A 23,649-nucleotide genomic window follows, 5' to 3' on the forward strand; every position below is an offset into this window, starting at 1 on the left:
CGTAGCAGATATCGGCTTGCAACTGACGCAATGCCGCCAACATTTTCTTACATAAAACATTAAGAGTTGAGCACGGGCAAGAAGCGGGAAGCGGGGCGGAAGCGTTACACTACGGCCTATGATGCCTGACTCCTTCTTTTCGCCACCGCGCCGCCGTACCGTCATCTTTGTTGCGGTCATCGGCGTACTGCATTACGTGGCGTTGGAATGGCTCACCTCGCGCGCCAGCATGGTGCCGCTGGGACAGAATCATGCGCAGGTGGTCAGCATGGCCTTGATCGCCGAGCCGCCCAAGCCCCTGCCGGTGGTGCCGCTGCCGCCGCCCGAACTGCGGCCCGTGCCCAAGCCCAGGCCGCCGCCGCCCCCGCCGCCGACGGAGCTGGCGTCGAGCGAAACGCCGCAGTTGACGGCGCCCGTCAGCGACGTGCCGGAAGGCCCGGCCACGAGCGAGCCGGCCGCCGTGGCGGCTCCGGCCATCACGGCGCCGGCGCCCGCCGTGGCCGCCGCGCCCGCGCCGGCCAGCGAACCGCCGCCACCGGCCGTCGAACAGGCACGGCGCTACAAGACGAATGCGCCCGCGTCGGCCCAGTTCGACCTGCACGTGGACAGGCGCGATGCGGACGGCACCAAGTGGCAGGGCGTGGCCGCGATGGCGTGGGACAACCGGGGCGACACCTACCAGCTGAAACTGGAAGTGGGCTTGAGCATGCTGATCACGCGCATCAACCTGCTGGTGCTGACGAGCGAGGGCCAGATCGATGGCAGCGGCATCGTGCCCGTCACGGCCACGGAGAAACGCAAGGGCCGCGCGCAAACGGCCACGCATTTCAACCGCGACGCCAAGGCCATCACGTTTTCGGCCACGACGGCCACGGCGCCATGGCAGGAAGGGGCGCAGGACAAGGCCACCGTGCCGTTCCAGCTGGCCGCCATCGGCCGTGCCGACGTCAACCAGCTGGTGGGCAATATCGACATTCTCGTCGGCGAGGAAAAGGAAGCGACCGTGTTCCGCTTCCACCTGGTGGGCGAGGAAGAACTGGACACGAAAATGGGCCGCCTGGTGACGTGGCACCTGCGCCGGCCGCCGAAGCCGGGCACGTATTCGTCGCAGCTCGATGTCTGGCTGGCGCCGTCCATGCAATGGTATCCGGTACAAATACGCAATACCGAAGCGAACGGGGCGCTGACCACGCAAACCGTGACCAAGATCTCCGTAAATGAATCAACAGGAAAATAAATGACTACTTTGACTACCTTGAAACGCGTCCTGGCTGCCAGCCTGCTGGCGGCCACCCTGACGCCCGCCATGGCGGCGGACGAACCCGTGGACCATCCCGTCATCAAGCGCCCGTACAAGCTGGCGCCGTCGGCCGACCTCGTCTATTCGATCAAGGCGAAGCAGCGCGGCATTGCGCTGTCCGGCGAATCGGTCAGCAACTGGCGCGCCGGCGACGGCAAGTACTCGCTGCTGGCCGAAACCAAGGCCGCGCTGTTCGGCAAGATCCTGGAGCAGCGCAGCGAAGGCACGGTCGACGATTACGGCCTGGCGCCGGCGCAGTTCGTGGAAAAACGTTTCCGCAAGGAAGCGGCCACGACCACCTTCAAGCGCGACAGCAAGAGCATCGTCTTCAGCGAAGGCGATGAAACGTATCCGCTGAAAGGCGGCGAGCAGGACCGCAACAGCACCGTCTGGCAACTGGTCAGTGTGGCGCGCGCCACCCCGGAGAAATTCACGCCCGGCTCGGAATGGAGCTTCTTCGTTGCCGGCCGCCATGACGCCGAACCGTGGACCTTCAAGGTCGTCAAGCAGGAAACCGTCGCCACCGGCCAGGGTTTGGTGGAAGCCGTGCACCTGGTCAAGGCGCCGCCGCCGGACAAGAAGGGCCAGCAAGTGGACCTGTGGCTGGCGCCGTCGCTGGAATGGTATCCCGTGAAGGTGACGTTCGCCGATGAAGACGGCGATTACGTCGAGCAAACCTTGCAAAAGATCGTCAGGAAGTAAGTGTTCACTAATGGCTTGGGGCCAGGCATGCCGTGTTTGGCCCCCCATTTCATCGTCCTGGCCCGACACGGCGCACCGGCCGTGTTGCGCCATGTCCGCACCGCCCCCTCCCATGCGCTAAATTGCATGTCAGAACTGATATACTGACGCCCCCGCCCCGCAGCGCCGCGTTAGCCCGCAGCGCCGCCCGCTGAACACTCATCCGGAAAAGAATGATTGATATAATGGCAAGTGCAGCCGTGGCTACGGATGCAAATCAGACAGAGCAAGAGCATCACGATTCCTTGCAGGCGCATTTCCAGCCCAATATTTCGGCCGATGAAATTGAGCAAGTTTTTCACTTGAAGCGGGCGCAGCCCCTGCTGCAAGTGTTTACGGCCCTGTTCCACGGCGGTTTCGATGGCGTGCTGGTGCGTCTGCTGGTGTTGCGCGAGCTCGCGTCCGATGCGGCCACGTCCGCCTATACGCGCGCCGATATCAATACGAAACTTGCGTATCTGTTGCCGGAAAGCCTGGAAACGGTCTTGCTGCGCCTGCGCTCGAACCAGTTGCTGGCCTGGGATGCGCAGCAGGGCGTGTACCGCGTGACCCCGATGGCGCGCAATGTGCTGTCCGCCATCGACAGCTTGCTGGGGCTGGGGCAGACGGAAGATGAAGCGGAAATGGGTTTCCTGCTGTCGCAGGTGGCGGGCGCGCAAGCCGTCGGTGGCGTGTCGGTCGAGCAACTTCAGCATTTGCTGGGCCGCCTGGTGGACTTGACGGAAGAATTTTCCGACGCGATCGCCTCCGGTTCCGAATTCCGCCTGCGCACGGCGCAAGCGAAGTGGAACATGGCTTGCGACTGGGTCGAGAAGGGTTCCGAGATCCTCGTGGCGATCACGTCCGATGAAAACGCGGACAGCGCCACACACAAGGCGGCGCAGGCGATCGGCCGCGCGCAAAGTAAATTGCTGAACATGCAAGGCATGTTTTCGCGCGCGCTGAACCAGATCGAGCGCCAGCGGGTCCACCTGGGCCAGTCGGGCTTGTCGACCACGGACATCAAGCGCTGGCTCTTGCTGCATGACGACCTGGCCAGCCTGGCCGAGGGCGCCATCGACCAGCCTGTCGTGCCCCTGTTCTCCACGCCGGCCGAGATGATCGACGTGGCCGAAACGGAACTGCTGTCCGAACGGGCGGCGGGTGTCATCAACACGGGCCTGCCCAGCGGAGAGGACGCGCCCACCACCATCAGCGACGGTCCCGCCATGCAACTCGAACTCGATGACTTGCTCGAACGCCTGTCGAACTTCGCCAGCCTGGGCAATTTCCCCAGCATCGGCGAAGAAGGGCCGAAATCGGTGCCCGTGCAGGATTCCCTGTTGCCGGCCAGCTTTGCCGTGGCCTCGTACCGCGCCTCCATGCTGCCGCTGCTGGGCGACGTCTCCGAAGCGAGCTTGCAGGGATCCACGGCCGAACTGGCCCGTTTGCCGATCACTTTTACTCCGACCGACGAGATGGTCCAACTGACCGACCCCCACGTGGCGGCCATGTCGATCGCCTCGCTTTCACTGAATGTTTCACTTGATTTAGATAGCGGCACCGCCGATGAATGACGATTCCCAAATCCTGATTGCGCGCCTGCTCACGCATCAAACCCTGCGCCGCGACGACAAGCTCGTCAAGCGCGTGCTGTCCGACGAGCTGTTCCGCGCCGAAATCGATGCGCGCCTTCTGGCCTGCGGCTTGAAACTGCTCGACAACGTGTACGCCGACCATGTCACCCTGGCACTGACGCGCACCATCGAACCGAAGATTTTCGGCGCGCGCGACGTGTGGCAAAACAACAACTTCGGCCTGGCCCGCGATGGCGTGGCCTTGCTGGTGGTGCTGTGGGCGCAGATCATCCTGCCCAAGCGTGAACGCCAGGAAACCCACCAGCACGCGGACGATGACCAGAACGACATGTTTGGCACGGAAAAGCCGCTGCCGCGCGCGGAAGACGCGTCGATCGGCATTTCCTACAAGGCGCTGCTGTCGGACTTCGGCGACAAGCTGGGCAAGAAGACGCGCATGGACATGAATCTGGGCACCCTGGCCAAGCTGGGCTTCATCGAGCGGCGCGGCGATTTCATCCTGGAAGGCCCGTTGCTGGACCTGATGATGGACACGGACGTGTTGAAAGAGCGCATCATCAACGGTGCCCTGGCCGACGTGTTCAAGCGGGCGCCGGCGCGCCTGGTGGCCGTCAGCGGCGATACGTTGCCCGACGCCGACCTGGCGGACGACTTGTCCGCCGACATCGGCGACCTGCCCGACGACGGCGATGAGCCCGCGTCCGACCTCCCTCACTGAAAGCGCCCATGTTTCATATCAAATCACTTGAACTGGTGCACTGGGATTACTGGCAGCGCATCAAGAATATTCCGCTCGACGCGAAGATCATCACCATCGCGGGGCAGAACGGCTCGGGCAAGACCACCTTGCTCGACGCCTTGCGCACCCTGTTCGGCCTCGATTGCTCGATGGGCCGCACGTATAAACACTATGCGCGCCACTCGGGCCAGCAGACGGCTTGGCTGCGCGCCGTGGTGGACAACAAGAACGTGGGCAAGCAGCTGTCGAACCGCCCGTTCCGCAGTTCCGGCTTCTTCAGCGACGATGAAGTGACCCTGTTTTGCCAGATCCAGAAGAACGGCGGCGACTGGAAGCGCCAGTATCTGATGCGTCCGGGCAATGTGCAGATCGAGGACATCACGGACGCCAACGACTGGCTCGGTGTGGAAAACTACCGCAAGCGCCTGGCCAATGCGGGCCTGTCGCCCGCCATGTCGAAAGTGCTGGCGCTGGAGCAGGGCGAGACGGACAAATTGTGCGAATATGCGCCGCGCCAGCTGCTCGACCTGGTGTTCCAGGTGTTCGGCGACAAGGAGGTGCTGGACGCCTACGATGAAGCCAAGCGCCACCAGCGCGACACGGAAGTGGAACTGAAGCGTTTCGAGACGGAACTGGAAGCGTCGAAGACCAACCTGGAAGGCTTGCGCCTGCGCGTTGCCAATTACCACCAGTGGGAAGGGCTGCATAAGGAGCGCCGCAACCTGCTGGAAGAAGTGCTGCCCAGCCTGCAGTACCACGAGGCGCGCGAAAAAGCGGCCACGGCCAGCCGGCAATTGCGCGATGCGCGCAAACCGATGGCGCAGGCGGACCAGCAGCTGACCGATAAACGCAATGCGCTGGCATCGCAGGCGAAGGCCCTGTCCGACGCGCAAATGAACGAAACCTTGCTGGAACAGGAATCGATCGGCTTGCAGAGCCGTTTGTCCTTGATCAATAGCAAGCTCAAACCGTTGGACAGCTTGCTCGAGCAGAAAGACCGTTTGCACAAGCTGGCGGCGGACTCGGGCAGCGACATCGCCGAAGTGGCGGCCCAGCTGGAACAGAAGGAAGCGCAATTGCTGCAGCAGCGCCAGCAGCGCGACGCCTTGTCCGCGCGCATCGCGGGCGAACAGGCAACTATTGCCGCGCTGCAAGGCAAGACGGCCATGCCGGAGCCGGACAACGTGCGCGGCATGCGCCGCGCGCTGCGCGACGCGGGGATCAGTCACGCGATGCTGTCGGACATCGTCGAAGTGACGGACAGCCGCTGGCAGGGCGCCGTCGAAGGCGTGCTGGGCGGTTACGCTTCGGTGGTGTTGCTGGACAAGGCCAAGGATGCGGCGGCCGCCTATCGTCTGGCCGAGAAGGAGCGCTATCGCCACTTCATCGTGCCCGACCTGGTCACGGCGCCTGTCGCGAAAGACGAGAGCCTGCTGGCCGTGGTGAAATTTTCCGCGCCCGTGCCCAGCTGGCTGATCGAGCAACTGTCGCGCATTGCGCGCGTCGATTCCGTCGAAGCAGGCTTTAAACTGGGCAACCACGAAGAGTGGATCACGCCCGAGGCGTACCACCGCGAACGCCGGGGTGGGCGCTCGCTGTTCGTGGAAGCGTCGCGCTACCGCTTCGGCCAGGCTGGCCGCAGCGGCCGCCTGGAAGCGCTGCTGCGCTCCCTGCCGGGCCTGGAAGGACAGGAAGACACCCTGACCCTGGCAATTTCGAAATTGGCGGCCGAAGTGGGCGCCTTGAAAGCGCGCATCGCCGGCGTCGACGCGGCCAAGGAACTCAGTGCGCGCCAGGAAGAGTTCGCCGAAGCGTTGCGCAATTCGAAGCCGCTCAAGGAAGAGCGCCTGGAAGTGGGCGGCCGCCTGGGCGAGCTGCAAAACCTGACGAAGAACGCCACCGTGGCGCGCACGCGTGCTGATACCGTGTGGCAAAACGCGCGCCTGGCCCTGTCCGAGGCGGAAGCGGGCTCGCGCCTCGGCTACAAGAAGCAGATCGAACAGCGCGCCGAGCATGCGCGCGCTTTGCTGGCCCTGCGCCATGCGTGGCGCCACTTGCCGAAGAGCTGGCGCCGTCCCGCACGCCGCGCGGCCCTCGTGGCCGAGCACCAGAATGCGCACCAGGTCGACTTGCGCGTGGCCAGCCTGCAAAACAGCCTGGCGCGCGACGACTGGGAACTCGACGCCACCGTCATCGACCAGCACCACCGCCTGTCGGACCAGTTGCATGGCCGCCAGTCGGAAACGGACGAGCGCCGCTACCAGAACAACCGCGCCATCGAAGCGACGGGCAATGCGCGTGGCGCCTACATGGAGCGCTTGCGCTACACCATCAAGACCTACAGCAAGAATATCAAGGAGCTGGGCGAGCTGGCCGGCATCGAAGTGCATGCCGACCCCGTGCGCCTGGAAAACGACGATGTGCAGCTGTCGCAGGCGGGCTTGCACGTGCGTTTCAAGTTCGACGGCAAGGGCGTGATCGGCATGAACGATGGCGAAGCGTCGGGCGGCCAGCAAGTGATGAAATCGCTGGTGCTGTTGATCGGCTTGCTGAAATCGGAAGACGGTTCCGGCGGCTTCGTCTTCATCGACGAACCGTTTGCCCACCTCGATATCCGCAACATTCAATTGGTGGGCGAGTTCCTGAAGAACACGGAAGCGCAATACCTGATGACGACGCCGTTGACGCACAACACGGATGTCTACGATCCATCGGAACTGACTTTGATCACGAGCAAGAAGAAAAAGGATACCCAATGGGCGCAACCGATTTTCGTGCTGCAGCGCCGGGTCGATCCCGTCTCGGGCAAGGTGGCGTGATGCTGGTGCGCACCTTGCTGGCATCCGCCGCGCTGGCGCTGGCGTGTTCGGCGCCGGCCATGGCCAACGACGGCATCGGCTCCGTGAGCGCTGGGGGCATCCTGTTCGGCAAGACGGATGCCGTGGCCATGAAAAAGGAAGTGCTCAGCGTGAGCGCGGAATTGATCAAGGTCGAGTACGAGTTCCTCAATGAGTCGAAAACGGATGTGGAAGAGACGATCTTCTTCCCGCTGCCCGAATACGCTTCCGGCTACCACGGCTCGCCCACGTATTATGGCCAGCCGCAGCAGTTTACCGTCGACGTGGATGGCAAGCGCAAGGAGTATAAAACCACCTTCGTCGCCAAGCTCGACGCCGAGGATGTGACGGCCCGCTTGCGCCAGCTGGGCTTATCCGATGCGCAAATTGCGTATTTCCCCTCGCACACGCCGTTCGACAAGAAAGTGGCGCCGCTGACGGCCGCGCAGAGCAAGATCATGATCCGCGAAGGCTTGCTGGCCCAGCTGTACGACGAGGAATGGGTGCCGGCCTGGACTGTGAAAGTCATCTACCTGTGGCAGCAGAAATTCCCTGCCGGCAAAGTCGTGCGCGTGCGGCATCAATATGCGCCGTTCGTCGCGGCCGGTCCGGGCGCGTCCTACCTGGGTGACGGCAATACATTTGAAAAGAAATACTGCGGCGACAAGGCCTTCTACAAGACGTGGAACCGCCTGGCGGCCCAGCAGGGCGAAAGCGGCTTCGTCAATGCCGTGTGGGTGTCGTACATTTTGACGACCGGCAATACCTGGAAGAATGGCATCGAAGACTTTACCTTGAACTTGATCAAGGGCAAGTCGGACGAGCTGGTCAGCCTGTGTTTCCCCGGCACGTTTACCAAAATCAACCCCACCACCTTGCAAGTCAAGCTGCGCAACTTCCATCCGAAGCAAGACCTGGATGTGTACTTCGGCAATGTCGAAGGCATGGTTAGCCACGACGGCGTGGCGCCGCAGATCCGGCCTTAGCTGCATGCGTACGCAGGAAGCACTGGCGGCGCGCCTGCGCGCCATCGCCGGCGCCACGCCGTGGTGCATGCAAGCCCTGCACGCAGTGGCGCAGCTGGGCTTGCCCCATTGCTGCATCGGCGCCGGCGCCGTGCGCAACCTCGTGTGGGATGCCTTGCATGGCTACGCGCAAGCGTCGGCCTTGAGCGACGTCGACGTGGCGTATTTCGATGCCTGCGATATGCATCCGGAAAGCGAAACGCAGCTGCGCCAGCGCCTGGAAACCGTGCTGCCCGGCGTGCCGTGGGAGGTTTGCAACCAGGCGCGGGTGCACCTGTGGTTCGAAGACGCGTTCGGCTACGCCGTGCCGCCCCTGCTGTCGCTCGACGACGCCATCGCCACCTGGCCCGAGTTTGCCACCTCGGTCGGCATCTCGCTGCAGCCTGACGGCGGGATCGGCATCATCGCGCCGCATGGCCTCGACGACCTGTTCGATATGGTGGTGCGGCGCAACCCGGCGCGCATCAGCCTGGACGGCTATGCGCAGCGCCTGGCCAGCAAGGATTATGCGGCGCGCTGGCCGCGCGTCACCATCATCGCCTAGGTGAAACGTGGTTTAAAACATAATTAAATGCACTGTGGATACAGATTGCCTATAATTGCCAATTTTCCAATAGTGTTTTCCTGATCCCATGTCCCTGTCAATTTCCATGCCGTTGCGCCGCCTCGGCCGCCTGTTCTGTCTTTCCTCCGCTCTCGTGGCGCCCGCCGCCTGGGCCGACAGCTATACCGATTTCCAGCAAGCCAGCGCGCGCCTGGAAGCGCTGATGGCCAAGGCCACGCTGCAAAGCGGCTTGCCGCGCCTCGGCGACCCTGAAGTGGCAGCGCTGATTGCCCGGATTACCGACGCGCCGGGCCTGTTCCGGGCGCCCGTCGCGGCGTTGCAGGACATCAACCCGAGCGTGGCCCTGTGCGAGCGGGCAACCAACATCGGCAAGGCGTATTACACGTTTGGCAGCGAGCGGCCGCTGCCGCTGTCCGGCGCCGAGTTGCAGCAGGCGCGCAATGACCAGGTAACGGAAAACCTGGCCAATTATGGCGATGAAATGAGTACTTTTTTTGCCTTTGGTATGCATTGCCATGCGCACTTGATTGGCTTGATGGAACAGGAATTCCGTAGCCAGCCGCTGCAGGTAGTGAGCGGTACGGAGCGCATGCGCGCGCGCGCCTTCAGCAAGGGCTCGACCACCCTGTATGTCGGCGTGGTGCAGTTCGTGCAAGTGCCGTTCTGGAACGTGGCGCAAAAGAAGCGCATGCTGGAAGCGGCCGCGCAGTACGCAGCGCCGAACGTCGCGCTGATGGCGCCGCCGTTGCGCGAGCGTTTGCTGGGCAGCCTGGCTGATGCGGACAAGGACCTCGATCCCGCCCTGGCGCCGGCGCTGGCGACGATACGCCAGGCGCTGTCGGTGACGACTTGCGAAGGCCTGTGCCAGTACTACTGACGGGATGACTTATTCGGGCGCCTGCAGCGGTTGGTTGCGCTGGCGCCAGCGCACCAGGCCCCACGCATACACGGCGTAGTAGCCGATGACGAGGCCGTAGGCGGCCATCGTCAGCGCGCTCTGGCCGAACGGTGGCGGCGGCACGGGCACGTCGGCGCGTGAATTCATGTAGATTTCCATGCCACGGTACAGCAGGCGGGCGATGAACAGCATGGTGATGGCCAGGCCCAGGTAGCGGTGCTGGGTAAAGAAAAAGTCCTTGCCGACCTGTTCGAAGCGCGTCAGCTTCAAGCCCAGCACGCCCAGCCAGCCGCCGGCCAGCGCGGCCGCGCCCAGGCTGGACAGGGGCAGGACGTCGAACTTCGTCGTCGTCGCCAGGAACAGCAGCAGCGCGGGGAAGGCGATCGCCACCGTCCAGTGCCGCCACAGCTGCGACTTCTGGCGCGCCACCAGTTTCTTCAGGCGCGAGTAGATGCGCCAGACCAGCAGCGGGACCAGTAACAGCAGGGCGAGGGTGGTGGTTTCCATGTATGCAATCGGGTACGGGTAAAACAGCGATTGTAAGCCAGATGGGGACGGGCGGCGATGCTTGTCAAACGGTAAAAGTTGCATGTTGACATTTACATGGCATGCAAGCACTATGCCTTGTCACGCCGTGCCGCCGGCCGCGGACGTCAGGCCGGCAGGCAAACATGGACAGGCGGCGGGCATCTCGTGGTATGGTCTTCTTTTGTCCACCGGGAGGCCAGCCATGTCCGTCATCCATGCCCACCGCGCGCCCGACCCGGCGCCCGTCGATGAACCCATGCCGGCGCCGGAGCCGCAAGAAGCGCCCGGGCACCATCCGGGGCCCGTGCACCCGGTGCCGCAGGACGATCCCGTGCCGCACCCGCATCCCAGTTAATCTCGTCAAGAAAGGCTGTTTTAGATGGCAATTGTCAAGGAAGTCTACACACGCAAAGTCAGCGGAGAATCGTTCGACTATGAACTCGATTACACCCAGGGCACGGACGTGGCCTGGATTGCGCGCGTGTACCACGACGGCGTGCTGAAGGGCTCGCCCCATGGCGCGCTGACGGCCAATGTGCTGTCCGGCCCTGCGCTGGAACAATATTTGCGCGCGTACGTCGAAGGCATGATCGAGCGGGGCCTCGACGTGGCCGAGTAAGTTTGCCTTTGCGGCAGATCAAAGAAAAGGGCGCCGAGGCGCCCTTTGTTGTTTCTGCATTTCAACGTCTGATTAGTCGAACGCCCACGTGTACAACACGTCCAGGGCATTGTTCGTGCCCGTCTGGAATTGCAGGGTGATGCGGCGGTTCAGCTTGTAACGCAGCTTGACCAGGCTCGTCGCCGTGCTCGTGCCTTGCTCGAACGTCAGGTAGGCGCGCGAGGACAGGCGCTTGCCGACGGTGACGACCGTGCTTTCCAGCCCTTGCGCCTGCGACAGGCCCACTTCGTCGAGTCCCAGCGAATTGGCCAGCTTGCCCTGCAAGCCGCCGCCGGAGCCGCCGAAGAGGGCGCCTGCCGCCGTCGTCAAGAGGGCCATTTCATCGCCGGCCGCCGTTTCCGCGCCGTGGCCCAGGATCAGCCAGGCCAGCTTGTCGCTGTCCGACACGCTCGGGGTAGACACCAGCTTGGCCGTCGGCGCCTGCGCCGTGCCGCGCACTTCCACGCCCGCTTCCACATTCGTTTCCGACAAGGCTTCGCCTTCGGGACGCTTGCGCACGGCCAGGATGTTCAGCGACGGGTTGTCGTAGGCGCCCGTGAAGGCGATCAGGCCCCGTTCGATCGACAGCTTTTGTCCGTAGGCGGCGTATTGACCTGTGACAACCTTGATGCTGCCCGTCACGCGCGGCGCGGCGCGGTTGATGACCCTGGCGCGCACATTGCCCGCCAGGTCCGCATCGATACCCATCCCGCGCAAGTGGAAGGCATTGCCCAGGTCAAACTCGAGGTCGATATTCAGGGGCAGCGACGGCGCTTCCTTGCTGCCCTTGACTTCCTTGCCCAGCACCACCACGTCGCTGCTTTGCGTGGGTGTATCTTGCGGCGCCAGTTCGATCAGCGCGCGGTTGGCCTTGAACTTGCCCTCGAAGCTGAAGCGCTTGTCGTTGCGCACCAGGGTGCTGTTGCCCGACAGGATCAAGGTGCGGTCGGGGCGCGACAGCGCCTGCAGCCGGTCCGCCATCAATTTCAGTTCCAGGCTCGCTTCGCCATTCGCAAAGCGTACCCAGCCATCTGCCTGTACCTTGCCATCGCCGCCGTCAAAGCTCAGGCGCTGCAATTGCAATTGATCGCCGGCCAGCTTGGCTTGCAGCACGCCATTGCGCAATTTCAAGCCCTGGTCGGCCCAGTTCACCAGCAGCTTGCTGCCGTTGATGTCGCCATTCAATTGCGGCGCGCCGATGGTGCCGCTGCCGGACAGCGCCACTTTCAAGGCGCCGCCCAGTTCCAGGCCCGGCTGGCCCGTCAGCGGCGCCAGCCAGGCCAGTGTATCGATGCTGGTGGTGCCCGTCAGGGAGAGGGCGCTGTCGTTGCTGATGCGTCCGCCCAGCATTTGCACGGTGGCATTGATGTCGCTCTGCCCCGCGCGCGCGCCGTCGAGTTTCACGGCCAGGCGCAGCTGCTGGTTGGCAACGTCCACGCGGGCGTCGAGGGTGCGCAAACCCAGCGCCAGCGGCTGCTCCACGCCCACCGTTACGTCGCCTTTTTCGCGGTAGATGTGCAGCATGCCCGCCAGGGAGGGATCTTTCTGCTGCGCCGTCGGCACCTGCATGTCGAGCGACCATTGCGCGCCCAGGGTCAGGTCGCTGCGCGCATTGGCTTGCAGCGAGGGAATCACTTGCGCCAGATACGTCAGCGCCACGCCGGCCGCCTGGCCGGAACTGGTCCAGCGGGGGCCGTTCTTGACCAGGCTTTGCATGGTGATGCTGCCTGCTGGCAATTTGATGGCGGTGTTGCCCACGCTGATTTGCTCCGGCTGGCCCAGGCCCGCCACGCCGCTGCCGGCAGGGCCCGCCACTTTCACGGGCACGGGCGCTTGCAGCACGAGCGCATAGCGGCCCTTGTTTTGCAGGCTGTCGATCGTGCCCGTCCAGCTGGCGCCGCTCTGGCTGCCGCGGATTTGCACGGTGGCGTCGAAATCGTCGTTGCGCGCCGCCAGGCTCACGGTATGGCTGCCGCGCGTGCCCGTCGTGGCCAGGCGTGCGCTGCCCAGCTTGAGGGTGGGCGTGCTGTAGCCTGTAATGTCCAGGCTGCTGACCATGGGGTCGAGCGCGCCCTGGCCGGCGCCTACGCTGGCGCTGCCCTTGATGGATTTCAATTGCTGGTCGCCAAAGAAGGTCAAATCCCTGCCATCGAGCGTCAGCTGCGCGGCCGGCGCGTCCATCTTGCCGCTGACGGAACCGGCTGCCTGCAGCACGCCGGCAAAGCGGGGGCCCAGGGTCGACAGTTGCGGCGCATCAAGTTTCCACGTCAGCTTGTCCGTGGCGCCGCCCAGCGCGCCCTTGGCCAGCAGGCTGTTCGGCCCCAGGCGCAGTTCCGTATCCACGCTGTCGATCCGTTTCGCATTGGCCGACAGCTTGGCGTAGCCGGCCAGCGGGGCATTTTGCAAGGTCGATTCGCGCAGGGCCAGGTTGAGGGCCACTTGCCAGTCGCCGCTCAGGTGGCCGCTGCCGTTGAAATCCGCGTTGACGTTGCCGTTGGGCAGTGCAGCACCAAACGCGGCCGGGTTGATCTTTTGCAAGGAACCCGTCACTTTCAGTTCCGCTGCCTGCTTCGGCCCCGTCAAGCCCACGTCGCCGCTGGCATGGATGGCGCTGTCCGGCGCGGGACGCTTGCCGCTGGTCAAGCCAAGCCCTTTCGCATCGGCAACAAACGTCGTGCGCGGCTGCTGCATGGTGCCTTGCACCACGCCGCTGGCCAGTACGCTGCCCAGCAAGTCGGACTGCAGGGCGGACAGTTGCCGCGCATCGACATTCCAGTTGAGTTTTTCGCCGGCGCCGCCGAAGTTGCCCTTGGCCGTCACGTTGTTCTTGCCCAGCGCCAATTGCACGTCGATGCCGCTGAAATGGGCCGCATCGGCCGTCAGCTTGCCCTTGCCGGACAGGGGCTGGTCGAGCAGCTTGCTGGGGCGCACGGTGAAGTCCGCATTCGCCAGCCATTGCGGCGCCACGTGGCCGTTGGCGCGCACGTCGAGGTTCAGGTCGGCCACGGGGAAGGCGCCGAAGTCGGCGGGATTGAGACGGCTGGTGCTGGCCACGGCCTTGAACGGTTGTTCATCCTTCAGGCTGATCTGGCCCGTCGCGTTGACGCTGCTTTTGCCCGCTTGCAAGGTCGCCTTGCGCAATTGCACGAGAGAATCGGCGAGGGTGGCTTCCACGTCCAGGCGCAGCTTGGCTTCGCCCAGCTTGGCGCGCAGGGTTTGCGTCTTGCCGTCGCTGTCGAGCACGATATCGCCGACGATCTTCGTACTGTTGATGCTGCTGTAAATGTGCTGCAAGTCGATCTTGTCTGTGTGCAAGGTCAGCTGCGCATTGCCGATGGGGGCATCGGCCGCGTCGCGGTTCAGCTTGCCGCTGCCCGTGAACTTGCCCGCAGTGCCGAAATCGATGAGGGCCGACTCCAGGGTGGTGGCCGTCAGGGTGCCGCCTAATCTCGCCTCGAACTGGCGCAGCGGCAGCTTTTGCTGGTCGATGGGGCCCGGTGTCGCGTGGTTGAGGATGGCCAGCTTGCCCGACACGCTTTGCGCGCTGGGGCGCGTATCGATGGCGGCGTCGAGTTCCAGGCTCAGGTCCGCCTGCGGCAAGGTCGCGTCGAACTTGCCCGGATTGATGTTGCGGCCTTTGATGCTGGCCGAGCGCAGGATGATGACGGGGTCGAACGGCGCCAGCGCCAATTGGGCGTCGGCCGTGGCCGCGCCCGCGCTGCCCTTGGCCGTGACGTTCAGCACATTCAGGTCGCCGCCCAGTTGCAGGGCCAGGGCGGCGGGTTTTTCGCCGGCGGCGGGGTTGATCTGCGTCAAGCCGGCTTTGCCTGACAGCTTGAACGGTTGCGTGGCGGCAATCGTCGCGCTGGCCGTGGCCTGGCCGAACGGCGTGAGCGCCGAGGCGTCTTCCAGCTGCCATTGCGTCTTGTCGCCCGACAAGGTGAAATGGATCTTTTCAAACACCGTGTTGCCGCCCGGACTCACCAAGGTCACCTTGTCCAGGCGCGCGGCGGCAATGCCGATCTTGAACGGCGAAGCCAGGCTGGCGGGCATCGTCGACGGTTCCTCGGAGGGCGCCGTGCTTTCCACGGACAGGCTGGCCACATGCAGTTCGCTGATCGCGATGCCTTCCGAGAAGAACTGGAACGGCGACCAGTTGATGTCGATATTCTCGGCCGTAATGTGCTGCGTCTTGCTGCGGTAGCTGACGTGGCCCAGGTGCATGCGGTTGTACAGCGAGCCGGACACGCCCGACACGGCGATTTCGCCGCCGCTGGCGCTGGCCACTTTTTGCACCAGCATCTGCAAGGTCGATTCGCGGCCCAGGAACCAGAAGGCGCCGCCCAGCAGCACGGCCAGGCTGGCGACGGCGATCGCCACATAGCGGGGCCAGCGGCGGGCCTTTTTCGCCGGCGGTGGCGGCGCGGCGCCGTTGGGGGACTCGGTAGTAATATCGGACATCAGAAAGTGAATCCCAGAGAGAAGTGCAAACGGTAAGCGTGGACGGCGTGGCCATACGCCACGTCGACATTGATGGGGCCGACGGGGCTCTTGTAGCGCCCGCCCAGGCCATAGCCCGATTTCGGCGTCATGGCCGCTTTGACGGTGTCGGCCGCGTTGCCGGCGTCATAGAAGGCGGCAATGGCCCACTTCGGCTTGAACCAGTACTGGTATTCGGCGCTGCCGGTGAGCATGTAGCGCCCGCCGATGGTGGCGTCGCCTTCCTTCACGCCCAGTTCCTGGTAGCCATAGCCGCGCACGGACTGGTCGCCGCCCGCGCGGAACAGGTAGACGGCCGGCACGCCGCGTTTTTCCTTCGAGCCCAGCGCGCCCATTTCGCCGCGCACGATCAGCTCGCCTTTTTCACCGAGCGGACGGTAATACACGGCCTTGCCGGCCACGCGCACGAAGCGCTCGTCCGTCAGCACGGGCAGCAGGGCGCCGCCCACCTGGGCGTTGATGACATAGCCCCTGGTGGGGAACAGCAGGCTGTCGAGGCTGCGCTTGGTGATGGCATAGGTCAGCGGCAAGCTCTTGCTGCGCGTCTGTTCCAGGCCCACGACGGTCTTGTCCTCGCTGAGGAACTCGAACGTCAGGCTGCGCTCGAGGTTGGTACCGCCCCAGTTGCGCTTGGCCGAGATGGTCGTGACGGCCGTGATTTCGTTGGAAATGTCGCTGCGCTCGAACGAGGCGCCCGCGCTGTCGTTGTAGCCGCGCTCGGTCGTTGGAAAGTAAAAATTGGCGTGCGCCGCCTGTTTCTTCGTTTCCATGGTGATCGCGCTCTTGAAGCGCGTGCCCCACACGTTCAGGTTGTCATAGTTGAGCTGGGCACGATTGCCCGTGTTCGTACTGAAACCGAGACCGGCGCTGACGTTCTGCTGCTTGTTTTCCGTCACGCGCACCACCAGCGGCAGCAGCGGCGCGGGGCCGCGGTTGACGGGCTTGGTTTCGGCGGCGGCGCTGGCACCTTCGGCCTCGGCTTGCTGGCTTTCCTGGCCCGCCTCGATCTGCTCGCTGAGGATGCTGCTCATGTCGGCGCTCACTTCCACGCTGGCAAAGTAGCCCGTGTCCTGCAGGCGCGCCTGCAACGATTGCAGCGCCGATTCGCTGTAGTACTCGCCCGGGCGTATCTTGTCGAGGTTGCGGATGATGCTGGGATCGTAGCGTTTCAAGCCTTCGATGCGCAGCTCGCCAAAGCGCAGCTCGGGGCCGCTGTCGAGCACCACCAGCAGCGAGACTTTATGCGTTTCCGGGTCGACCACGGCTTGCGTGTCGACCAGCTGGGCGCGCGGGTAACGCGTCTGCACCACTTCGCGCAGCAGGGCGCGCTTGGCCGATTCCCAGTCGGCCTGGCGAAACACGCTGCCCGTCTTCAGGGACCAGCTGCGCTTCAGGGCTTCCGTATCGTAGGGCTCGCTGGCGGCCAGCGGCGGCGTGGGGTCGAAGCCGCGCAATTCCAGCTCGACCTTGTCGATGGTGACCGCCTCGCCCGGATCGACGTCGACGATGACGACAGGCTTGGCGCCGCTCGTATCGACGCGCACCGTGACGACGGGCGTATAGTAGCCGGCCGTGGCGACGAGGTTCCTGGCTTGCTCGGGCGTATCACGGACGAGGCGCTGCAATTGCTCGCGGTCCATGCGCGGGTTGCCGCGGAAGCGTTCCAGGTCCAGGTTTTTTTCAAGCAACTCATCGAGGTCGCCCGGCGCGTTGACCTTGACCTCGTACTGCAGCGGGGCGGGCGCCGCTTCCGTGGCGGCGCTGTCGGCGGGCGCGTCTTGCGCGCTCTGTTGCGCACCCTCCTGCGCGGCGGCCTGGGCGATGGGGAACAGCAAGATGACACTGCCGGCGGCCGCCAGTGTCAGTTGACCCATTGCTTTTGTCACTACTTGTGCCAAAATTCGTGGTCGTATCGCCTTGCCGGCAGCCGTATGCCGTATGGGTCGTGCAGAAAACATGGTGCTCCAGATGAGTAAATGCTGACTGCATGTTACCGGAATAGGTAAACTGATGGCGGACGAATAAGTATTTTTTGCATGGGGAATCTCGTTTCCCCGCGCACTATTGGACAGAACAAAACTCAAAGAAAGAAATTATGCTAGCAACGGACTCCGCACTGGTGCTCTTTAGCGGTGGACAAGATTCCACCACCTGCCTGGCCTGGGCCTTGAAACACTATAGCCGCGTGGAAACTATCGGCTTTGACTATGGACAGCGCCATGCGATCGAACTGACCGTGCGTCCCGGCGTGCTGGAACAGATGCGCCGGCAGTCGCCCGAGTGGGACAGCCGCCTGGGCCAGGATCACATGATCGACCTGTCCCTGATTTCCGCCATTTCCGATACGGCCATGACGCAGAACGTCGAGATCGTCATGCAGGAAAACGGCTTGCCGAACACTTTTGTTCCTGGACGCAACTTGCTGTTCATGACGGTGGCCGCCACCGTGGCCTACCGCCGCGGCTTGACGGTGCTGGTCGGCGGCATGTGCGAGACGGATTTTTCCGGCTATCCGGATTGCCGCGATGACACGATGAAGGCCCTGCAAGTGGCCCTGAACCTGGGCATGGATACGCGCCTGAAGCTGGAAACGCCGCTGATGTGGCTGGACAAGGCGCAAAGCTGGGATCTGGCGGAAGACCTGGGCGGCCAGCCGCTGGTCGACCTGATCCGCAGCGGCACGCATACGTGCTACCTGGGCGAGCGGGGCGAATTGCACGACTGGGGCTATGGCTGCGGCACCTGCCCCGCCTGCGCCCTGCGCGCGAATGGTTACCAGCAATACGCGGCGCGCAAGGCTGCGAAGCCGGCCGCCAAATAAGCAGTTTGCGCCGTTTCTTCAAGCGGCGGGGCGGGGGACAAGGCCATGCTGTGGTTTTTGCCACAGGAGCGTCTTGCCATGAAATCCCTCTTTGCCGCGCTGTACGGCCCCGTGTTCTGGGCCGGCTTCATCGGCGCCGCCACCGTGCTGGTGGCGCTGTGCCAACTCCCCCTCCGGGTCTTGCCGCCGCTGTTGCTGCTGGCCCTGGTCACATCCTTCCTGGCCGAGCGTTACCTGCCGTATGACGGCGCGTGGAACCACGAGCATGGCGACGGCTGGCGCGACATTGCGCACGCGTTCGTCAATGAAGCGCTGTACCTGCTGGGCCTGGCCATCTTCCCCTTGCTGGCCGGGCACCTGGCGCTGGGGCCGTTCTGGCCCGGCCAGTTGCCGTTCTGGGCGCAGCTGCTGCTGGCCATCCTCATCGCGGACTGCGGCATCACGCTCGTGCATTACCTGAGCCACCGCTACTATTTTCTGTGGAAACTGCATGCCGTGCACCACAGCGTGACGCGCCTGTACGGTTTTAACGGCTGGATGAAACACCCGCTGCACCTGCTGCTGGAAGCGGCGGGCGGCATGCTGCCTTTGTTGCTGCTGGGCATACCGGAGCGTGTCATGGGCGTGCTGGCGTTTGCCGTGGCGATCCAGCTGCTGCTGCAGCACGCGAATGTCGACATGCGCATGGGGCCATTGCGTCACGTGTTTGCCTGGGCGCCATTGCACCGTTTTCACCACATGAAATACGGTACGGCCGGCGACGTGAATTTCGGCCTGTTCTTTACCTGCTGGGACCGCTTGCTGGGCACGCGTTTCGACGCGCCCGGCTACCGCATGCGGGGCGAGGACCTGGGCATCGGCAGCCGTCCCGATTACCCGGCCGCGTACGGGGCGCAGCTGCTGGAACCGTTTCGCGCGGAAGAGGGCGTGCGCGCGCCCGCATTGCCGGCGGACTTGCGTAAAGCCATCAATCGAGCAGCTTGACGTTGAGCTGGCGCAAGCTGCGGTCGGCGCGCACGCCGAACAGGCTGCGCATGGTGCGCGAAAAATGCGCGGCATCGGCAAAACCGGCGCCGTGGGCCGCTTCCGTCAGGGTGCTGCCGAGCACAATGAAACGGATGGCCAGGCGCAGGCGGCGCCACAGCACCAGCCGCCGCACGGGCAAGCCCAGCTGGGCGCTGAACAGGCGTTCCAACTGGCTCAGCGACAAATGCGCCGCCTCGGCCACGGCGGCCGCGCTGACCTTGCCTGACAACAACGTGTCGACCTTGTCCAGCGCGCGCCGCAAGCGGGGATCGGGCAAGTGTTCGCGCGGCTGCGCCTGCAGCGCGGCGGCCAGACTGTCCAGGCTGGGCATGCCTGCGCTGCTGGCCGCTGCCAGCAGGGCCGGGCCGCCCAGGCGCTGCGGCTCCGCATAGATGGTCAGCATGGGCGCCGGGGCGGCCAGGATGGCGTGCGGACGCAGGCTATCGACCAGCAAGTGCCGCGCCGTGTGGACGATGCCGTCGAGCTCGGCCGTGAAAGGCGCCCCGGTGCTCAGCATCAACTGGTGCGCATAATGGGCGTGGCTGGCCGTGGCGCCCGCCGCGCCATGCAAGATGGCGAAGTCCGGCGCCAGCCAGAGTGTTCCCTGCCAGCTATCCTGTTGCAAACGCGACTCCCAGGTGATGGATTGCGGGGCGATCATATCAGCGAGTGGTGGATTGTTTTCACGGCATCGAATTTTCCTGGAGTACACATCATTGCATTGGCGAAATATGTGATTTTTTTAATACAATATTCAGCATTGCAAGGCCGCCCGCTGTAACGTACTATCATTCTCATCGACTACCGATGGTAGTCCTGCAGCCCGCCGCCAGCCACGTCGCTGGCCGTGAAGCGGTTTGATATCCGTTCTGCTTGTCATCCTGTCATGCCTACACGCGCGTCTACGTCGTGGTTTGCTGGGCCAGTGTCGCACTGGATGGGACCGCGCGTGCTGGCCGCCCTGGTGCTGGCGCTGTGCCTGGGATTGACGTATGGCGCCTGGCGCAATGCCCACGATGCCAGCGAACAGCAGGTGCGGGCCGACTTCGATTTCCGCGTGCACGAGCTGGTCAACAACATCGCCGGCCGCATGCAGACCTATATCCAGGTGCTGCACGGGGTGCAGGGACTGTATGCCAGTTCGCAGGAAGTCACGCGCCGCGAGTTCCACGCCTACCTGGCGGTGCAGCAGGTGGACCGCCACTTTCCCGGCATCCATGGCATCGGTTACCTGCCGCTGTTGTCCGGCGGCGCCCTGGCGCGGCACGAGGCCGGCGTGCGCGCGGAAGGCTATCCCGGCTATGCCGTGCGTCCGCACGGCCAGCGCGCCTGGCATGCGCCGATCACCTATCTGGAACCCTTGAGCGAGAGCAACCTGCTGGCCTTCGGCTACGACATCGGCTCCGAACCCGTGCGCCGCGCCGCGCTCGAACAGGCGCGCGACACGGGGCAAGCCGCCATGACGGGCAAGATCCACCTGGTACAGGATGGCGGCAGCGCCCAGTCGCATGGTTTTCTCATCGTGCTGCCCGTGTATGAGAATAGCTTGCTGCATGGCAGCGTGGAGCAGCGGCGCGCCGCCTTGCGCGCCTGGGTATTTGCGCCATTTCGCATGGGCGACCTGATGGCCGGCGTGGGCGGCGAGAGCGCGCGCCAGCTGGACCTGGAAATCTATGATGGCGCGCAACTGGCCGAGGCGGCCCTGATGTATGACAGCTTGCCGGGCGCCTTGTCGTCTGCCGCGTCGGACAGCCTGGTGGCGCAGGAAGCGATCACCATCGCCGGCCATGCCTGGACCTTGCGCGTGCGCGCCATGCCCGGTTTCGATGGCGAACTGCTGGCGCGGCCCCGGCTGGTGGCCTTGACCGGCTTGCTGGCCAGCATCGTGCTGGCGCTGACCGCCTGGCTGCTGGCGGTGGGCCGCGCCCGCGCTCAGGCGGCGCTGGCGCGTTCGAGCGAACTGACGGGCCAGCTGGAGCAGGGGCAGGCGAGCGTGCTGGCGATGGCCGAGGCGGCGCAGCGCAGCCAGGCCATGCTGCGCAGCATCCTCGATTCGACCATCGACGGTATTCTGGTCGACAACATCGATGGCCGCATCTTCACGTCGAACCGGCGCTTCCGCGACCTGTGGCAAGTGCCCGATGCGCTCGACTGGCAAGCCGACGGCGCGGCGCTGGTGCGCCACGTGGAAAGCCAGCTGGAGCAGGCGGCGCCTTTCCTCGGAGCACGCGTTCACGCGCCGCACGGCCACCGCGAGCGGCGCGACGTGCTGCACCTGCGCGATGGGCGGGTGGTCGAGCAATATGTGCGCAGCATGCAACTGGGCAATGAACAGGCGCGCTTGTGGACGTTTCGCGATATCAGCGAGCGCAGCCAGATGGAACGGCGCGAGCATACGCGGCGGCAAGTGCTGGAAATGCTGGCCACGGGCGCGCCGCTGGAACGGGTGCTGGAAAGCGTGGTGCTGAGCGTGCAAGCGGACCATCCTGCCATGCTGTGCAGCATCTTACTGCTTGATGAAAGCCGCCACCGCCTGGTGCTGGGCGCGGCGCCGGGCTTGCCCGCGTTCTTCAACCTGGCCAGCCATGGCCATGACCTCGACACCCTGCAGGGCGTGCATGGCATCGCCGCGCAAGCCTTGCGCGATGACCTGCGCGTGATCGTGGGCGACTTGCACGCCGTTGCCGATGCGCAAGAGACGATGGAACTGGCGTGGCGGGCCCAGCTGCAATCGTGCTGGGCCGAACCCGTGCGTGGCGGCTCGGGCAAGCTGCTCGGTGTGCTGATGGCGTATCACCGCCAGCCCACCTTGCCGGGCGCGGCGCACCTGGCGCGGCTGAGCGAGGCGGCGCACCTGGCCGGCATGGCCATTGAGCAGGCGCAAGTGGCGCTGGCCCTGCGCGCCGGCGAAGCGCGTTTCCGCAGCCTGTACGACCATGCGCCCGTGGCCCTGTGGGAACAGGACTGGTCGGCCGTGCGCGCCGCGCTCGATGTTCTCGAGCAAGCGGGCGTGCGCGACCTGGGCGCCCATTTCCAGGCCCATCCGGACGCGCTGCAGCGGCTGGCGGGGCTGGTGCGCATCATCGATGCGAACGGCGCCGCGCTGGCGCAGGTGCGCGCCAACGAGGACGACCAGCGCCGCGGCGCGCTGGGCCTGGCGCAGAATTTCGACGACAGCGCCTTGCCGCGCTTTGGCGATGCGCTGCTGGCGCTGGCTGGCGGCGCCCACCTGTACGAGTGCGAGAGCAGCTTCGTGCGTCTCGATGGTGCGGCGCGGCAAAATGAATTGAGCTTGCTGGTGATGCCGGGCCATGCGGACAGCCTCGATTTCGTCATGGTGTCTTCGCTCGATATCACCGAGCGCAAGCGCATGAACGCGGAACTGCTGCAACTGGCCACCACGGATTTTTTGACCGGCTTGCCGAACCGGCGCCACTTCATGGCGGCGCTGGAAAACGAGCATGCGCGGCTGCAGCGCGAGCTAGCCAGCTGCGCCAGCGTGCTGATGCTCGACATCGATCACTTCAAGCGCGTCAACGACGAGTATGGCCACGCGGTGGGCGATGCCGTGCTGCGCCACTTGGGCGCGCTGATGTGCCAGGCGCTGCGCAAGGTCGACGTGCCGGGCCGCGTGGGCGGCGAAGAATTCGCCATCTTGCTGCCTGGCACGGATCTGAGCGCCGCCGCCGTGTTCGCCGAACGGTTGCGCCGGCGCGTGGCGGAAAGTTCGCTGACCATCGATGGCGGCATTGTGATCACCATCACGGTGAGCATCGGCATGGCCGCCATGGCCGGTACCGATGCCGATTGCGACGCCGTGCTGGCGCGCGCAGACGAGGCGCTGTACCGGGCCAAGCGGGGCGGGCGCAACCGCATCGAACAGAACGACGGTGGCGGCGACGGCGTGCTCAGCAAGTTCATGGCGCAGTGATTACAGGCTGTGCTGACGCGCTTGCGCCTGCTTGCGGTTGCGGCTGACGATCAGCCAGACGATGGCGACGGGAATCAGCAGCGGCAGCAGCACGGGCGTGCTCAAGGCCAGCGCCAGCACCACGCAGAGCGCCACCACCGCGATCAGCACCACGCCCACGCCGGCCAGGACCACTCCCGTGATGACGGCGGCGCACACCACCGCGGTGGCGGCGATCAGCAAGCCGCCGCCGGCAAACACCAGGCCGAACAGCCACTCCAGGGGACCGTCGACATCGTCGCCGTTGAACTGCATGTGCATGTCGCTGCCACTGCCGCTGATCTTGTCGAGGAACAGGCAGGCGAGCATGACGATGAGGACGAAGGTGAGCAATTTTTTCATGATAAGCCTCGGTGTGTGGGTGATGGGGTGTTGCATGCTCACACTGTAGGGATGCGCCCGGCTTGCCGCCAGCGGCGTGCGACAGGCTGTCATTTTCACGGTATGGAAGGCGCTGGGGGGCA

The 23,649-nt window shown here is 64.6% G+C and carries 18 protein-coding genes; 13 read left to right on the forward strand and 5 right to left on the reverse strand.

Features of this window, described 5'->3' with window-relative positions:
* The first annotated feature begins 118 nt into the window (after nt 1-118).
* From O3300_RS20065 to O3300_RS20100, 8 genes are all read left to right on the forward strand, one after another.
* On the forward strand, nt 119-1,237 hold the full coding sequence (locus O3300_RS20065; RefSeq protein WP_305053904.1) for a DUF3108 domain-containing protein: 1,119 nt from the start codon (nt 119-121) through the stop codon (nt 1,235-1,237).
* A complete protein-coding gene (locus O3300_RS20070; protein WP_099665640.1) occupies nt 1,238-2,002 on the forward strand; it encodes a DUF3108 domain-containing protein in 765 nt (254 codons plus the stop codon).
* 224 nt (nt 2,003-2,226) lie between these two features.
* On the forward strand, nt 2,227-3,597 hold the full coding sequence (locus O3300_RS20075) for a hypothetical protein (protein ID WP_092608970.1): 1,371 nt from the start codon (nt 2,227-2,229) through the stop codon (nt 3,595-3,597).
* Nucleotides 3,590-4,336 (forward strand): hypothetical protein, encoded by a 747-nt coding sequence (locus O3300_RS20080; RefSeq protein ID WP_077399077.1) that lies wholly within the window; start codon nt 3,590-3,592, stop codon nt 4,334-4,336. The genes O3300_RS20075 and O3300_RS20080 overlap by 8 nt, the downstream gene beginning before the upstream one ends.
* Before the next feature lie 8 nt (nt 4,337-4,344).
* Nucleotides 4,345-7,176 carry an ATP-binding protein gene (locus tag O3300_RS20085; protein ID WP_099665639.1) on the forward strand — a complete coding sequence of 944 codons (2,832 nt, stop codon included), beginning with the start codon at nt 4,345-4,347 and terminating at the stop codon, nt 7,174-7,176.
* Nucleotides 7,176-8,180 carry a DUF4424 family protein gene (locus tag O3300_RS20090; RefSeq protein WP_305053905.1) on the forward strand — a complete coding sequence of 335 codons (1,005 nt, stop codon included), beginning with the start codon at nt 7,176-7,178 and terminating at the stop codon, nt 8,178-8,180. The genes O3300_RS20085 and O3300_RS20090 overlap by 1 nt, the downstream gene beginning before the upstream one ends.
* A gap of 4 nt (nt 8,181-8,184) precedes the next feature.
* Nucleotides 8,185-8,763, forward strand: coding sequence for a nucleotidyltransferase family protein (locus tag O3300_RS20095; RefSeq protein ID WP_305053906.1), 579 nt, complete (start codon nt 8,185-8,187; stop codon nt 8,761-8,763).
* Between the two features lie 88 nt (nt 8,764-8,851).
* Nucleotides 8,852-9,661, forward strand: coding sequence for a hypothetical protein (locus O3300_RS20100; RefSeq protein ID WP_305053907.1), 810 nt, complete (start codon nt 8,852-8,854; stop codon nt 9,659-9,661).
* A 9-nt stretch (nt 9,662-9,670) separates the two neighbouring features.
* On the opposite strand, the gene O3300_RS20105 is transcribed toward O3300_RS20100, so the two are convergent.
* The gene (locus tag O3300_RS20105) at nt 9,671-10,189 is read right to left on the reverse strand and encodes a hypothetical protein (protein WP_305053908.1); all 519 of its coding nucleotides are present in this window, start codon (nt 10,187-10,189) and stop codon (nt 9,671-9,673) included.
* Nucleotides 10,190-10,412: 223 nt separating this feature from the next.
* On the opposite strand from O3300_RS20105, the gene O3300_RS20110 reads away from it, so the two are divergent.
* On the forward strand, nt 10,413-10,565 hold the full coding sequence (locus O3300_RS20110; protein WP_168208500.1) for a hypothetical protein: 153 nt from the start codon (nt 10,413-10,415) through the stop codon (nt 10,563-10,565).
* Nucleotides 10,566-10,589: 24 nt separating this feature from the next.
* The gene (locus O3300_RS20115; protein ID WP_099378551.1) at nt 10,590-10,829 is read left to right on the forward strand and encodes a hypothetical protein; all 240 of its coding nucleotides are present in this window, start codon (nt 10,590-10,592) and stop codon (nt 10,827-10,829) included.
* Nucleotides 10,830-10,901: 72 nt separating this feature from the next.
* Here the strand turns inward: O3300_RS20115 and O3300_RS20120 are convergent, their stop codons facing one another.
* The gene (locus O3300_RS20120; protein ID WP_305053909.1) at nt 10,902-15,329 is read right to left on the reverse strand and encodes a translocation/assembly module TamB domain-containing protein; all 4,428 of its coding nucleotides are present in this window, start codon (nt 15,327-15,329) and stop codon (nt 10,902-10,904) included.
* On the reverse strand, nt 15,329-17,242 hold the full coding sequence (locus tag O3300_RS20125) for an autotransporter assembly complex family protein (RefSeq protein ID WP_305053910.1): 1,914 nt from the start codon (nt 17,240-17,242) through the stop codon (nt 15,329-15,331). The genes O3300_RS20120 and O3300_RS20125 overlap by 1 nt, the downstream gene beginning before the upstream one ends.
* A 221-nt stretch (nt 17,243-17,463) precedes the next feature.
* Here O3300_RS20125 and queC point away from each other — a divergent pair, with 221 nt between their 5' ends.
* Both queC and O3300_RS20135 read left to right on the forward strand, forming a co-directional pair.
* On the forward strand, nt 17,464-18,189 hold the full coding sequence (gene queC / locus O3300_RS20130; protein ID WP_099665632.1) for a 7-cyano-7-deazaguanine synthase QueC: 726 nt from the start codon (nt 17,464-17,466) through the stop codon (nt 18,187-18,189).
* A gap of 78 nt (nt 18,190-18,267) precedes the next feature.
* On the forward strand, nt 18,268-19,173 hold the full coding sequence (locus O3300_RS20135) for a sterol desaturase family protein (RefSeq protein ID WP_305053911.1): 906 nt from the start codon (nt 18,268-18,270) through the stop codon (nt 19,171-19,173).
* Here O3300_RS20135 and O3300_RS20140 read toward each other — a convergent pair.
* Nucleotides 19,157-19,876 (reverse strand): AraC family transcriptional regulator, encoded by a 720-nt coding sequence (locus tag O3300_RS20140; protein WP_305053912.1) that lies wholly within the window; start codon nt 19,874-19,876, stop codon nt 19,157-19,159. The two genes, O3300_RS20135 and O3300_RS20140, sit on opposite strands and share 17 nt — an antisense overlap.
* A gap of 264 nt (nt 19,877-20,140) precedes the next feature.
* Between O3300_RS20140 and O3300_RS20145 the strand changes: the two genes are divergently transcribed.
* Nucleotides 20,141-23,146 (forward strand): CHASE domain-containing protein, encoded by a 3,006-nt coding sequence (locus tag O3300_RS20145; RefSeq protein ID WP_305053913.1) that lies wholly within the window; start codon nt 20,141-20,143, stop codon nt 23,144-23,146.
* Here O3300_RS20145 and O3300_RS20150 read toward each other — a convergent pair whose 3' ends face one another.
* Nucleotides 23,147-23,527, reverse strand: a complete 381-nt coding sequence (locus tag O3300_RS20150) for a hypothetical protein (RefSeq protein ID WP_305053914.1) — start codon at nt 23,525-23,527, stop codon at nt 23,147-23,149.
* Nucleotides 23,528-23,649: the final 122 nt, after the last annotated feature.

Origin of the sequence: Janthinobacterium sp. SUN206, from assembly GCF_030587305.1 — a bacterium.
Lineage (GTDB): Bacteria > Pseudomonadota > Gammaproteobacteria > Burkholderiales > Burkholderiaceae_D > Janthinobacterium > Janthinobacterium kumbetense.

Coding starts and splice junctions, on each gene's coding strand:
- O3300_RS20065 (WP_305053904.1), top strand. CDS start 119: ATGATGCCTGACTCCTTCTTTTCGCCACCGCGCCGCCGTACCGTCATC.
- O3300_RS20070 (WP_099665640.1), top strand. CDS start 1,238: ATGACTACTTTGACTACCTTGAAACGCGTCCTGGCTGCCAGCCTGCTG.
- O3300_RS20075 (WP_092608970.1), top strand. CDS start 2,227: ATGGCAAGTGCAGCCGTGGCTACGGATGCAAATCAGACAGAGCAAGAG.
- O3300_RS20080 (WP_077399077.1), top strand. CDS start 3,590: ATGAATGACGATTCCCAAATCCTGATTGCGCGCCTGCTCACGCATCAA.
- O3300_RS20085 (WP_099665639.1), top strand. CDS start 4,345: ATGTTTCATATCAAATCACTTGAACTGGTGCACTGGGATTACTGGCAG.
- O3300_RS20090 (WP_305053905.1), top strand. CDS start 7,176: ATGCTGGTGCGCACCTTGCTGGCATCCGCCGCGCTGGCGCTGGCGTGT.
- O3300_RS20095 (WP_305053906.1), top strand. CDS start 8,185: ATGCGTACGCAGGAAGCACTGGCGGCGCGCCTGCGCGCCATCGCCGGC.
- O3300_RS20100 (WP_305053907.1), top strand. CDS start 8,852: ATGTCCCTGTCAATTTCCATGCCGTTGCGCCGCCTCGGCCGCCTGTTC.
- O3300_RS20105 (WP_305053908.1), bottom strand. CDS start 10,189: ATGGAAACCACCACCCTCGCCCTGCTGTTACTGGTCCCGCTGCTGGTC.
- O3300_RS20110 (WP_168208500.1), top strand. CDS start 10,413: ATGTCCGTCATCCATGCCCACCGCGCGCCCGACCCGGCGCCCGTCGAT.
- O3300_RS20115 (WP_099378551.1), top strand. CDS start 10,590: ATGGCAATTGTCAAGGAAGTCTACACACGCAAAGTCAGCGGAGAATCG.
- O3300_RS20120 (WP_305053909.1), bottom strand. CDS start 15,329: ATGTCCGATATTACTACCGAGTCCCCCAACGGCGCCGCGCCGCCACCG.
- O3300_RS20125 (WP_305053910.1), bottom strand. CDS start 17,242: ATGGGTCAACTGACACTGGCGGCCGCCGGCAGTGTCATCTTGCTGTTC.
- queC (WP_099665632.1), top strand. CDS start 17,464: ATGCTAGCAACGGACTCCGCACTGGTGCTCTTTAGCGGTGGACAAGAT.
- O3300_RS20135 (WP_305053911.1), top strand. CDS start 18,268: ATGAAATCCCTCTTTGCCGCGCTGTACGGCCCCGTGTTCTGGGCCGGC.
- O3300_RS20140 (WP_305053912.1), bottom strand. CDS start 19,876: ATGATCGCCCCGCAATCCATCACCTGGGAGTCGCGTTTGCAACAGGAT.
- O3300_RS20150 (WP_305053914.1), bottom strand. CDS start 23,527: ATGAAAAAATTGCTCACCTTCGTCCTCATCGTCATGCTCGCCTGCCTG.